The following is a 12,630-nucleotide window of genomic DNA, read 5'->3' on the forward strand; positions in this document are numbered from 1 at the left end:
TTTTGTTTTGGGCGGTCGAAAATTCCTAACGTACTAGGCGTGGCCATTTCATCGGGTGCTTTCAATCTTGCATTAGTCTGGGTTTTTCCTGCGTTCCCGGCAGTGCGGCGTCAAAACACGTTCGACGCGCTGTGCGCTCCCTGGTGGCTGCTAGAGGCTCATGGGCATGCGATGAATGGTAGGCAGGCATCGCGCTGATAGGACGTGTCAGAACGCGCCTGGAGAGGAGGGGTGGAGTGCTGCACCGCTCACAAAAGAACAACTTTGCAGGTGATGCACTTTTCTACAGGCGAAAAAAAAAGACCTTGAATTTCAAGGTCTTTTTTTAAGATGGTGCCCCGAGGGAGACTCGAACTCCCACTCCTTTCGAAAACGGATTTTGAATCCGCCGCGTCTACCAATTCCGCCATCAGGGCTCAATGGCGGCGAAGTATAGAGATGAGATTACCGTTGGTCAATCACCTTTCATGGTCAATTTTGACTAATTCCGCTAGACTTCCCGGCCCTGCTAGACGAACTCCATCATGCGCGTTGCTGACTTTACTTTTGAACTCCCTGATTCGCTGATCGCTCGCCACCCTTTGGCCGAGCGTCGCGCCAGTCGACTGCTAACCCTGGACGGGGTGAGTGGCGTCCTCGCACACCGTCAATTCACTGATTTGCTTGAGCATTTGCGCCCTGGCGATCTGATGGTGTTCAACAACACCCGGGTGATTCCGGCGCGGCTGTTTGGCCAGAAAGCGTCTGGTGGCAAGCTGGAAATTCTGGTTGAGCGAGTACTGGACAGTCATCGCGTACTGGCCCATGTGCGCTCGAGTAAGTCGCCGAAACCGGGTTCCTCCATCCTGATCGATGGCGATGGCGAAGCCGAGATGGTGGCGCGTCATGATGCGCTGTTCGAACTCAAGTTTGCCGAAGAGGTATTGCCGCTGCTGGAGCGCGTCGGCCATATGCCGCTGCCGCCCTATATAGATCGCCCCGACGAAGATTCGGACCGCGAGCGCTATCAGACGGTGTACTCCCAGCGTCTTGGTGCCGTTGCCGCGCCGACTGCGGGCCTGCATTTTGACCAGCCCCTGCTGGACGCGATTGCCGCCAAGGGCGTCGAGACTGCCTATGTGACCCTGCACGTGGGGGCCGGTACGTTTCAGCCGGTGCGTGTGGATAACATCGAAGACCACCATATGCACAGCGAGTGGTTGGAGGTCAGCCAGGAAGTGGTGGACGCTGTCGCGGCGTGCAAGGCGCGTGGCGGACGCGTAGTCGCAGTGGGCACCACCAGTGTGCGCTCGTTGGAAAGCGCGGCCCGTGATGGCGTGCTCAAGCCGTTCAGCGGCGACACCGATATCTTTATCTTCCCAGGCCGGCCATTCCATGTGGTCGATTGCCTGGTGACCAACTTCCATCTGCCCGAATCCACGCTGTTGATGCTGGTTTCGGCATTTGCCGGTTACCCGGAAACCATGGCCGCTTATCAAGCCGCCATCGCCAACGAGTACCGTTTTTTCAGCTACGGTGATGCGATGTTTATCACCCGTAACCCGGCGCCACGCGGCCCAGAGGGAACCTTATGAGTCGTATGTCGTTTGAACTGCTTGCCACTGACGGCAAGGCCCGACGCGGTCGCCTGACCTTTCCGCGCGGCACCGTCGAGACCCCGGCTTTCATGCCGGTCGGCACCTACGGCACCGTCAAAGGCATGCTGCCGCGTGACATCGTCGCCACCGGCGCCGAGATCATCCTCGGCAACACCTTCCACCTGTGGCTGCGCCCGGGCACGGAAGTGATCAAGAAGCACGGCGATCTGCATGACTTCATGAAGTGGCAAGGCCCGATCCTGACCGACTCGGGTGGCTTCCAGGTGTTCAGCCTGGGCGCCATGCGCAAGATCAAGGAAGAGGGCGTGACCTTCGCCTCGCCGGTGGACGGTTCCAAGGTGTTCATGGGCCCGGAAGAGTCGATGCAGGTGCAGCGCGACCTGGGTTCCGACATCGTGATGATTTTCGACGAGTGCACGCCGTACCCGGCTGACGAAGACGTCGCACGAATTTCCATGGAGTTGTCCCTGCGTTGGGCTCAGCGTTCGAAGAATGCCCACGGTGACAACACCGCAGCGCTGTTCGGTATCGTCCAGGGCGGCATGCACGAAAGCCTGCGCAAGCGCTCGCTCGAAGGCTTGGACAAGATCGGCTTTGACGGCCTGGCCATCGGCGGTTTGTCGGTGGGCGAGCCCAAGCACGAGATGATCAAGGTGCTGGATTACCTGCCGGGCCTGATGCCGGCTGACAAACCTCGTTACCTTATGGGCGTTGGCAAACCGGAAGATCTCGTAGAGGGTGTGCGCCGCGGTGTGGACATGTTCGATTGCGTGATGCCAACCCGTAATGCCCGCAATGGGCATCTGTTCATCGATACAGGCGTGCTGAAGATCCGTAACGCGTTCCATCGCCATGATGATTCGCCGCTGGATCCCACCTGTGATTGCTACACCTGCCAGAACTTCTCCCGTGCTTATCTGCACCATCTGGACAAGTGTGGGGAAATGCTGGGTAGCATGTTGAATACCATCCACAATTTGCGTCACTACCAAGTCCTGATGGCTGGTTTGCGCGAGGCTATTCAACAGGGTACATTGGCCGCCTTCGTCGATGCCTTCTATGCCAAGCGCGGGCTCCCTGTGCCGCCCTTGGACTGAGTTTTCCGACCCTAAGATTCACTATTTGCAACTGGAGTGCTAAATGAGCTTTTTTATCTCTAACGCCATGGCTGATGCCGCTGCGCCTGCTGCTGCCGGCCCTATGGGTGGTGGTTTCGAGTGGATTTTCCTGGTCGGCTTCCTGGTCATCTTCTACCTGATGATCTGGCGTCCACAGGCCAAGCGCGCCAAAGAGCAGAAAAACCTGCTGGGCAGCCTGCAGAAAGGTGACGAAGTTGTTACCACTGGCGGCATCGCCGGCAAGATCACCAAAGTTTCCGATGCTTTCGTGGTTCTGGAAGTTTCCGACACCGTAGAAATGAAGTTCCAGAAGGGCGCCATCGCCGCCACGCTGCCAAAAGGCACGCTCAAAGCGATCTGAGTAACAACCTTTACCAATCGACGGGGCGCGCAAGGCGCCCCGCGTTATAAGCGGGCGGCGTGATGCTGAACAAATACCCTCTGTGGAAATACGTACTGATCCTGGCGGTGCTGGCGATCGGTTTTATTTATTCCGCTCCCAATCTCTATCCTGATGACCCGGCGATCCAGATCACTGGCGCCAGCACTTCGCTGCAGGTCAATCAGGCCGATCTGGAACGCGCGAGCAAAGCGCTCGTTGACGCGGGTATCCAGGTCAAGGCGGCAACGTTGGCGGCTGATGCGAAGGGCGGCTTGCTGCGCCTGACCAAGGCAGAAGACCAATTGCCGGCCAAAGATGTCGTGCGCAAGGCCATGGGTGACGACTATGTTGTCGCGCTCAACCTGGCACAGACCACGCCAACCTGGCTGCGCAAGATTGGCGCGCACCCTATGAAGCTGGGCCTGGACTTGTCCGGTGGTGTGCACTTCCTGCTGGAAGTCGACATGGACAAAGCCCTCGACGCTCGCCTGAAGGTCTACGAAGGCGACGTGAAGAGCCTGCTGCGTAAAGAGCGCCTGCGTTATCGCAGCCTGCCGCAGCTCAACGGCGCCATCCAGCTGGGCTTCTCTGATGAAGCTTCCCGCGAACAGGCCCGTGCACTGATCCGCAAGAACTTCAACGATTTCGACATCGTACCGGCCGACCTCAACGGTCAACCTGTACTGCGTCTGGCGATGACCCCAGCCAAGCTGGCGGAAATCCGCGAATACTCCATCAAGCAGAACTTGACCACGGTACGTAACCGCGTCAACGAACTGGGTGTGGCCGAGCCGATCGTTCAGCGCCAGGGTGCCAACCGCATCGTGGTTGAACTGCCAGGCGTACAGGACACCGCTGAAGCCAAGCGTATCCTGGGTAAAACCGCCAACCTGGAATTCCGCCTCGCGGCTGAGCCGGGTGCTACTCGCGCCACTGCCGAAGAGTTCGAATTCCGCGAAGGCAACCGTCCCCCTGCGTTGATCGAGCGTGGCTTGATCATCACCGGTGACCAGGTGACTGACGCCAAGGCTGGTTTTGGCGAGCACGGCACCCCTGAAGTGAACATCCGTCTGGATGGCCATGGCGGCGAACTGATGAGCCGCGCCACGCGCAGCAACGTCGGTCGCAGCATGGCGGTGATCTTCATCGAGCAACGCCCGGTGACCACCTATACCAAGCAGATCGTCAACGGCGTCGAGAAAGACGTGCCGGTTCAGACCTTCAAGGAAGAGAAGAAGATCATCAGCCTGGCGACCATCCAGTCGCCACTGGGTGCTCAATTCCGTATCACTGGCTTGAACGGCCAGGGCGAATCCTCGGAACTGGCGCTGCTGTTGCGTGCCGGTGGCCTGGCTGCCCCGATGTACTTCGCTGAAGAACGTACCATTGGCCCGAGCCTGGGTGCCGACAACATCACCAAAGGTGTCGACGCAGCCTTGTGGGGCATGCTGTTCGTGTCCCTGTTCATCATCGCCATCTACCGCTTCTTCGGTGTTATCGCCACTGTGGCCCTGGCGGGCAACATGGTCATGCTGCTGGCCCTGATGTCGCTGCTGGGCGCTACGCTGACCTTGCCAGGTATCGCCGGTATCGTACTCACCATGGGTATGGCGGTAGACGCCAACGTACTGATCTTCTCGCGGATTCGTGAAGAGATCGCCAATGGCATGACCGTACAGCGTGCAATCAACGAAGGCTTCGGCCGGGCATTTACCGCGATTCTCGACTCCAACCTGACCACATTGCTGGTTGGCGGGATTCTCTTCGCCATGGGCACCGGCCCGGTCAAAGGTTTTGCGGTGACCATGTCCCTCGGTATCTTTACCTCGATGTTCACGGCCATCATGGTGACCCGCGCAATGGTCAACCTGATCTATGGCGGGCGTGACTTCAAGAAGTTGTGGATTTAAGGGGCTGCCATGTTACGTACAATCAACTTCATGGGCGTTCGCAACATTGCGTTCGGCGTCACTGTGCTCCTTACCGTTCTGGCGTTGTTCAGCTGGTTCCATAAGGGCCTGAACTACGGTCTGGACTTCACCGGCGGTACGCTTATCGAGCTGACCTACGAGAAGCCGGCCGATGTCACTCTGGTGCGTGGTGAGCTGGTCAAGGCCGGCTATCACGAAGCCATCGTGCAGAGCTTTGGTGCCACCACCGACCTGCTGGTGCGTATGCCTGGCGAAGACCCGCAACTGGGTCACCAGGTAGCCGAGGCCTTGCAGAAGGTCGGCGGCGACAACCCGGCGTCGGTCAAGCGCGTCGAGTTCGTGGGCCCGCAGGTCGGCGAAGAGCTGCGCGACCAGGGCGGCCTCGGCATGCTGATGGCGCTGGTCGGTATCATGATCTACCTGGCGTTCCGCTTTCAGTGGAAGTTCGGTGTCGGCGCCATTGTGTCGCTGATCCACGACGTGATCGTCACAGTGGGTATCCTGGCGTACTTCCAGATTACCTTCGACCTGACCGTGCTGGCCGCTGTACTGGCGATCATTGGTTACTCCCTCAACGACACCATCGTGGTATTCGACCGGGTTCGTGAGAACTTCCGAGTGCTGCGCAAAGCGTCGCTGATCGAGAACATCAACATCTCCACCACCCAGACCCTGCTGCGGACCATGGCGACGTCGATCTCCACCTTGCTGGCTATCGCTGCGTTGATGATCTTCGGTGGCGACAACCTGTGGGGCTTCTCCCTTGCGCTGTTCATCGGCGTTCTGGCGGGCACCTACTCGTCGATCTACATCGCCAACGTGGTACTGATCTGGCTGAACCTCAGCAGTGAAGACCTGATCCCTCCGGCCAGCACTGGCAAGGAGGTTGACGACCGCCCTTGATGGGCGTTTGTTGATCCGCTGATACAAGAAAGGCGCGAGTATTGAACTCGCGCCTTTTTTTTTGCTCCAAGGCTGGGTATAGCGCGGACGTTTCGGTCCGCTTGTGATGGTCAGGAGGTTCACGTGAACAAGTCGTTGCTGGTTGGTGCGGTATTGGGTGCTGTCGGTGTGACTGCCGGGGGTGCTGTTGCCACCTACAGCCTGGTAAAAAGCGGCCCTGAGTATGCGCAAGTGCTGGCGGTGCAGCCGGTTAAAACCCAGATAAAAACTCCCCGTGAGGTCTGCAAGGACGTCACCGTGACCCGGCAGCGTCCGGTGCAGGATCAGCATCAAATCGCCGGTACGGTCGTAGGCGCCCTGGCGGGTGGTTTGCTGGGCAACCAGATCGGTGGTGGTAATGGCAAGAAGCTGGCGACTGTAGCCGGCGCGGTGGGTGGCGGTTACGCCGGTAACAAGGTTCAGGAAGGCATGCAGAACCGCGATACCTACACCACCACGCAAACCCGTTGTAACACCGTCAACGACATCAGCGACAAGGTGGTCGGGTACGACGTACGTTACAACCTGGATGGCAAGGAAGGTTCCGTGCGTATGGAGCGCGACCCAGGCAGCCAGATTCCAGTCGACAAGGAGGGTCGTCTGATCCTGGGTCAGAACCAGCAGTAACCGGTTCTACAGGCATAAAAAAAGCACCCCGAGGGGTGCTTTTTTGTGCTCGCTAGCTTAACGCTTCAGCGAAGCCGGCAGGTGCGGCTGGATCGCCGTCAATACTGCCTTGAAGCATTTGGTGTTGCCGGCAACCACGTGGCCTTTCTCAAGGAAATCATGACCGCCAGTGAAGTCGCTCACCAAGCCGCCCGCTTCCTGGATCAACAAGGCACCTGCAGCCATGTCCCACTCGGAGAGGCCCGACTCCCAGAACGCATCGAAACGACCAGCAGCCACATAGGCCAGGTCCAGGCTCGCTGCGCCGGCGCGACGAATGCCAGCGGTCTGGCCAACGAGGGCGCGGAACATGCCCAGGTAGTTTTCCAGGTTGTCCATCTGGTCATCACGGAACGGGAAGCCGGTACCCAGCAGGGCGCCGTCCAGGCTGGTACGACCGCTGACACGCAGGCGACGACCATTCAGCTGGGCGCCACGGCCACGGCTGGCGGTGAATTCTTCCTGGCGAACCGGGTCGAGTACGACGGCGTGTTCCAGGCGACCACGGTATTTGCACGCGATGCTCACGGCAAAGTGCGGGATGCCGCGCAGGAAGTTGGTGGTGCCATCCAGTGGGTCGATGATCCACAAGTAGTCTTCGCCTTCACCGCTGCCTTTGTGCAAGCCGGTTTCTTCGCCGAGGATGCCGTGGGTAGGGTAGGCCTTGCGCAGGGCGTCGATGATTTTCTGTTCGGCGGCGCGATCCACCTCGGATACATAATCCTTGGCGTCTTTTTCGTCGACCTTGATGGTATCCAGGCGCTCGATGGAGCGGAAGATCAATTCACTGGCGCTGCGGGCGGCGCGCAGCGCGATATTCAGCATGGGCTGCATGGATGTGTCACCTAAGGTTGTTAAAGAAAGCCGAGCATTCTAGCAGAAACTTTCTTCAGGTGAAGGACGACGTTAGCTTTCATGGCATAACCTTAGGCTGTTCTGTAAGATTTGCTCCCCTTTCCCGTGTCCGAGAGCGCCTCCCTTGCTGCAAAACATTCGTGTCGTCTTGGTCAATACCAGTCATCCCGGCAATATCGGTGGGGTGGCGCGAGCCATGAAAAACATGGGGCTGACGCGCCTGGTGCTGGTCGACCCGCGCGTGTTCCCGCACCACGAGGCCGATGCCCGTGCATCTGGCGCCAATGACCTTCTTGAAAAAGCCCAGGTCGTCGCCACCTTGGAAGACGCCTTGGTCGGCTGCAACCTGGTGCTTGGCACCAGCGCTCGCGACCGTCGCATCCCTTGGCCGCTGCTGGATCCGCGTGAATGCGGTACCAAAGTTGTCGAGGAGGCCGCTGGTGGCGCTGAAATCGCCTTGGTCTTTGGTCGTGAAGATTCCGGCCTGACTAATGAAGAGCTGCAGCGATGTCATTATCACGTGCACATCCCATCGGACCCTGAGTTCAGCTCGCTGAATCTCGGGGCGGCGGTGCAGGTGTTGACCTACGAAGTGCGCATGGCTTGGCTGGCCGCTGCGGGTCAGCCGAGCAAGGTAGAGAAGGAAGAGGTCGCGTCGACCAAAAGTGGCGAGTTGGCCACCATGGACGAGCTGGAGCGATTCTATGAGCACCTGGAGCAAACCCTGGTGGCCATCGAATTCCTCGATCCGGAAAAACCACGGCACTTGATGGCACGCCTGCGTCGCCTTTACGGACGTAGCTCGGTCAGCCGGGCAGAAATGAATATATTGCGTGGCATCCTCACGGAAACCCAAAAAGCGGCCCGTGGCGAGCTTCTTAAGCGGAAGGATTAAAAATGTTCGAGCGTTTGCGAGAAGATATCCAGAGTGTTTTCCACCGTGACCCGGCGGCGCGCAACGCCTTTGAAGTGCTGACCTGCTACCCAGGCATGCACGCCATCTGGATCCATCGCCTGTCCGGCGCCTTGTGGGGCATGGGCTGGAAATGGCTGGCGCGGTTGGTGTCGAACTTCGGGCGCTGGCTGACCGGGATCGAGATTCATCCAGGTGCCAAGGTCGGCCGCCGCTTCTTCATCGATCATGGCATGGGCATCGTGATTGGCGAGACTGCCGAGATCGGCGATGACGTGACCCTTTACCAGGGCGTGACGCTTGGCGGCACCAGTTGGAACAAGGGCAAGCGCCACCCAACTTTGGGTGATGGTGTGGTGGTAGGGGCGGGCGCGAAGGTGCTCGGCCCGTTCACTGTCGGCGCGGGCGCCAAGGTCGGCTCCAATGCGGTGGTGACCAAGGCTGTGCCGCCGGGTGCAACCGTTGTGGGTATTCCTGGGCGAATCATCGTCAAGCCGGACGTCGGCGACGAGCAGGAAGCCAAGCGCAAGGCCATGGCCGAGAAGATTGGCTTCGATGCCTATGGTGTGAGCGAAGACATGCCCGACCCGGTGGCGCGAGCCATTGGCCAGTTGTTGGATCACCTGCAGGCAGTCGATGGCAAGCTGGACGGCATGTGCGGCGCGTTGAAGGACTTGGGCAGCCCCTACTGTGCGAAAGATCTGCCTGAGCTGCGCGAAGAAGACTTCGCCGAGATCAAGGACGAGGCCGCCACTACCAAGGCTGGCTGAATACGGTCTTCTGTGGGCGCTGGCTTGCCTGCGATAGCGGTGGCTCAGCAACCCATAGGCTGCCTGGCAGAATGCTATCGCAGGCAAGCCAGCTCCCACATTTGATCTCCATTGGTCTTGAGGTCGGGCCTTGGCCCGGTTCCTGCTGTTCGTCTCCACCCCATCCTGCTATGATTCGCGCGCCCTTTTTACGGGTAATCCTGACTAAAGTACTAGGTCTTATAGTTGACTTAAATACTCGGGAATCGCATACTTGCCCCCATTCTGAAACACCTTGGTACTTGTCCATGAGACTGACTACAAAAGGCCGATACGCGGTGACTGCCATGCTCGACCTGGCTTTGCACGCGCAAACTGGGCCGGTGTCCCTGGCCGATATCTCCGAGCGCCAAGGCATTTCCCTGTCCTATCTCGAGCAACTGTTCGCCAAGCTGCGCCGTAGCAACCTGGTTTCCAGTGTGCGCGGGCCGGGTGGCGGCTATCAGTTGTCCCGCGATATGCAGGGTATCCAAGTGGCTCAGGTGATCGACGCGGTCAACGAATCCGTCGACGCCACCAAATGCCAGGGCCTGGGTGACTGCCACGCCGGCGACACCTGCCTGACACACCACTTGTGGTGTGACCTGAGCCTGCAGATCCATGAGTTTTTGAGTGGTATCAGCTTGGCTGATCTTGTGACTCGCCGTGAGGTGCAAGAAGTAGCCCAGCGTCAGGACCAGCGCCGTTGCAACACCAAGGCGCCGCGTCTGGACAAGATCGAAGCGTCCGCCGTCGAGTGACAGCCGAAGAGCTAACGGCACGCCAGCCAGCCTGATTTAGGAGAAAGTCCATGAAATTGCCGATTTACCTTGATTACTCAGCGACCACCCCGGTTGATCCGCGTGTCGCGCAAAAGATGAGCGAATGCCTGCTGGTTGACGGAAACTTCGGCAACCCGGCGTCCCGTTCCCACGTATTCGGCTGGAAAGCCGAGGAAGCGGTCGAGAACGCTCGTCGCCAAGTCGCTGACCTGGTCAACGCCGACCCACGCGAAATCGTCTGGACCTCCGGTGCCACCGAGTCCGACAACCTGGCAATCAAGGGTGCGGCGCATTTCTACGCGACCAAAGGCAAGCACCTGATCACCACCAAGATTGAGCACAAGGCTGTCCTCGACACCATGCGCCAACTGGAGCGTGAAGGTTTCGAGGTCACCTACCTCGAGCCAACCACCGACGGTATCGTCACTCCGGCCATGATCGAAGCGGCCCTGCGTGAAGACACAATCCTGGTTTCCGTGATCCACGTGAACAACGAAATCGGCACCATCAACGACATCGCGGCCATCGGCGAACTGACTCGCTCGAAGGGCATTCTGCTGCACGTCGACGCCGCTCAGTCCACCGGCAAGGTCGATATCGACCTGTCGAAGCTGAAAGTCGACCTGATGTCGTTCTCTGCCCACAAGACCTACGGCCCTAAAGGCATCGGCGCCCTCTACGTGAGCCGCAAGCCACGTGTGCGCATCGAAGCCACCATGCACGGCGGCGGTCACGAGCGCGGCATGCGTTCGGGCACCCTGGCCACCCACCAGATCGTCGGCATGGGCGAAGCCTTCCGTGTGGCCAAGGAAGACATGGCTGCCGAAAACATTCGTATCAAGGCCCTCAGCGACCGCTTCTACAAGCAGGTTGAAGGCCTTGAAGAGCTGTACATCAACGGCAGCATGACCGCCCGTGTACCGCACAACCTGAATTTGAGCTTCAACTACGTTGAAGGCGAGTCGCTGATCATGGCGCTCAAGGACCTGGCGGTTTCGTCTGGTTCGGCCTGCACCTCGGCGTCCCTTGAGCCTTCGTACGTACTGCGCGCCCTGGGCCGCAACGACGAACTGGCGCATAGCTCGATCCGCTTTACGTTCGGCCGCTTCACCACCGAAGAACAAGTCGACTACGCCGCGCAAAAAGTCTGCGAAGCCGTCAACAAGCTGCGTGTTCTGTCGCCGCTATGGGACATGTACAAAGACGGCGTCGACATTTCCAAGATCGAGTGGGCGGCACACTAACTATAGAAGCCGCCACCCCAGCTCTGTAGGAACGTGGCGGAAAACGCAGGCGTTTCTACAGGGTTCCAGAGCGGCCCTGATGAGTGAGGATTCAGTACCATGGCTTACAGCGAAAAGGTCATCGACCACTACGAAAACCCGCGTAACGTCGGCAAGATGGACGCGGAAGACCCAGATGTCGGCACCGGCATGGTCGGCGCCCCGGCGTGCGGCGATGTCATGCGCCTGCAGATCAAGGTCAACGACAACGGCGTTATCGAAGACGCCAAGTTCAAGACCTACGGCTGCGGTTCGGCCATTGCCTCCAGCTCGCTGGCGACTGAATGGATGAAAGGCAAGACCCTGGATGAGGCTGTCACCATCAGCAACACCCAGCTGGCCGAAGAACTGGCCCTGCCGCCAGTGAAAATCCACTGCTCGGTACTCGCGGAAGACGCTATCAAGGCGGCCGTTCGTGACTACAAGCAGAAGAAAGGCTTGATCTAAGCATTTGGCGACGAGTAAGGAGTCAACGATGGCTATCAGCATGACAGAAGCGGCTGCGCAGCACATTCGCCGCTCCCTGAATGGGCGCGGTAAAGGTGAGGGGATTCGTCTGGGTGTTCGCACCACAGGCTGTTCCGGCCTTGCCTACGTGCTGGAGTTTGTCGACGAGGTGGTTGCGGAAGACCAGGTGTTCGAAAGTCACGGCGAAAAAGTGATCATCGACCCTAAGAGCCTGACCTACCTGGACGGCACCGAGCTCGATTTCGTCAAGGAAGGGTTGAACGAAGGCTTCAAGTTCAACAACCCCAACGTACGCGGTGAATGTGGCTGCGGCGAAAGCTTCAACATCTGAGGCTATTTGTGGGTACTCCTTGTCATTTCGCTTTATTCGAGCTGCAGCCGAGTTTTCGGCTGGACCTTGAGCAGCTTGCCACGCGCTACCGAGAATTGGCGCGTGGCGTGCATCCGGACCGCTTCGCTGACGCTTCCGAGCGTGAGCAACGCCTGGCGCTGGAGCGGTCAGCCAGCCTCAACGAAGCCTATCAGACCCTCAAAAACCCTCCGAAACGCGCGCGTTACTTGCTCGCGATGAACGGTGGGGAGTTGCCGTTGGAAGTTACGGTTCACGACCCGGACTTTCTGATGCAGCAGATGCAGTGGCGCGAGGAACTCGAGGACTTGCAGGACGAAGCCGATCTGGCCGGCGTCGCAGTCTTCAAGCGTCGTCTGAAAATGGCCCAGGATGAGCTCAACGAAAGCTTCGCAGCTTGTTGGGATGATGCGGCGCAACGTGAACAGGCCGAACGCCTGATGCGGCGCATGCAGTTCCTCGACAAGCTCACCTACGAAGTGCGCCAGCTAGAAGAGCGCCTCGACGATTAACCCAGTGTGCTGCCCGTGATGCACGCCTGATAGACAGATAAGA

15 protein-coding genes and 1 tRNA gene are annotated in these 12,630 nt (G+C 58.9%); 14 read left to right on the plus strand and 2 right to left on the minus strand.

Annotation, left to right across the window (positions count from 1 at the left end; all coding sequences use genetic code 11):
• A partial coding sequence (locus HX868_RS30600) for a hypothetical protein (protein WP_218168802.1) occupies positions 1-198 on the plus strand: 198 nt, incomplete at its 5' end.
• 133 nt (positions 199-331) lie between these two features.
• Here HX868_RS30600 and HX868_RS24665 read toward each other — a convergent pair.
• Positions 332-416 (minus strand) — tRNA-Leu (locus tag HX868_RS24665).
• Between the two features lie 108 nt (positions 417-524).
• On the opposite strand from HX868_RS24665, the gene queA reads away from it, so the two are divergent.
• The 6 genes from queA (at position 525) to HX868_RS24695 (ending at position 6,598) form a co-directional block, all read left to right on the plus strand.
• Positions 525-1,574 (plus strand): tRNA preQ1(34) S-adenosylmethionine ribosyltransferase-isomerase QueA, encoded by a 1,050-nt coding sequence (queA, locus tag HX868_RS24670; protein ID WP_177004679.1) that lies wholly within the window; start codon positions 525-527, stop codon positions 1,572-1,574.
• 5 nt (positions 1,575-1,579) lie between these two features.
• A complete protein-coding gene (gene tgt / locus HX868_RS24675; RefSeq protein WP_003175976.1) occupies positions 1,580-2,695 on the plus strand; it encodes a tRNA guanosine(34) transglycosylase Tgt in 1,116 nt (371 codons plus the stop codon).
• A gap of 43 nt (positions 2,696-2,738) precedes the next feature.
• Entirely contained in the window at positions 2,739-3,077 is a 339-nt protein-coding gene (yajC, locus tag HX868_RS24680; RefSeq protein WP_003175975.1) for a preprotein translocase subunit YajC, read from the plus strand.
• A gap of 62 nt (positions 3,078-3,139) precedes the next feature.
• Positions 3,140-5,008: a protein translocase subunit SecD gene (gene secD / locus HX868_RS24685; protein WP_177004680.1), complete on the plus strand. Its 1,869-nt coding sequence runs from the start codon at positions 3,140-3,142 to the stop codon at positions 5,006-5,008.
• A 9-nt stretch (positions 5,009-5,017) separates the two neighbouring features.
• Positions 5,018-5,932, plus strand: a complete 915-nt coding sequence (secF, locus tag HX868_RS24690; RefSeq protein ID WP_095013459.1) for a protein translocase subunit SecF — start codon at positions 5,018-5,020, stop codon at positions 5,930-5,932.
• Positions 5,933-6,055: 123 nt separating this feature from the next.
• Entirely contained in the window at positions 6,056-6,598 is a 543-nt protein-coding gene (locus HX868_RS24695; protein ID WP_010207894.1) for a glycine zipper 2TM domain-containing protein, read from the plus strand.
• Between the two features lie 57 nt (positions 6,599-6,655).
• Here the strand turns inward: HX868_RS24695 and suhB are convergent, their stop codons facing one another.
• A complete protein-coding gene (gene suhB / locus HX868_RS24700) occupies positions 6,656-7,471 on the minus strand; it encodes a type III secretion system regulator SuhB (protein WP_003175971.1) in 816 nt (271 codons plus the stop codon).
• 145 nt (positions 7,472-7,616) lie between these two features.
• Here suhB and trmJ point away from each other — a divergent pair, with 145 nt between their 5' ends.
• From trmJ to hscB, 7 genes are all read left to right on the plus strand, one after another.
• Positions 7,617-8,387: a tRNA (cytosine(32)/uridine(32)-2'-O)-methyltransferase TrmJ gene (trmJ, locus tag HX868_RS24705; protein WP_016977661.1), complete on the plus strand. Its 771-nt coding sequence runs from the start codon at positions 7,617-7,619 to the stop codon at positions 8,385-8,387.
• A 2-nt stretch (positions 8,388-8,389) separates the two neighbouring features.
• Positions 8,390-9,175, plus strand: coding sequence for a serine O-acetyltransferase (gene cysE, locus HX868_RS24710; protein WP_016977662.1), 786 nt, complete (start codon positions 8,390-8,392; stop codon positions 9,173-9,175).
• Between the two features lie 287 nt (positions 9,176-9,462).
• Positions 9,463-9,954: a Fe-S cluster assembly transcriptional regulator IscR gene (gene iscR / locus HX868_RS24715; protein WP_003194020.1), complete on the plus strand. Its 492-nt coding sequence runs from the start codon at positions 9,463-9,465 to the stop codon at positions 9,952-9,954.
• Positions 9,955-10,004: 50 nt separating this feature from the next.
• A complete protein-coding gene (locus HX868_RS24720; protein ID WP_016977663.1) occupies positions 10,005-11,219 on the plus strand; it encodes an IscS subfamily cysteine desulfurase in 1,215 nt (404 codons plus the stop codon).
• 99 nt (positions 11,220-11,318) lie between these two features.
• Positions 11,319-11,705, plus strand: a complete 387-nt coding sequence (gene iscU / locus HX868_RS24725; RefSeq protein ID WP_010207899.1) for a Fe-S cluster assembly scaffold IscU — start codon at positions 11,319-11,321, stop codon at positions 11,703-11,705.
• Positions 11,706-11,733: 28 nt separating this feature from the next.
• Positions 11,734-12,057 carry an iron-sulfur cluster assembly protein IscA gene (iscA, locus tag HX868_RS24730; protein WP_003175963.1) on the plus strand — a complete coding sequence of 108 codons (324 nt, stop codon included), beginning with the start codon at positions 11,734-11,736 and terminating at the stop codon, positions 12,055-12,057.
• 8 nt (positions 12,058-12,065) lie between these two features.
• Entirely contained in the window at positions 12,066-12,587 is a 522-nt protein-coding gene (hscB, locus tag HX868_RS24735) for a co-chaperone HscB (RefSeq protein WP_177004681.1), read from the plus strand.
• Positions 12,588-12,630 lie beyond the last annotated feature (43 nt).

This window comes from Pseudomonas reactans, assembly GCF_013385825.1.
In the GTDB taxonomy this organism is placed as follows: Bacteria; Pseudomonadota; Gammaproteobacteria; order Pseudomonadales; family Pseudomonadaceae; genus Aquipseudomonas; species Aquipseudomonas reactans.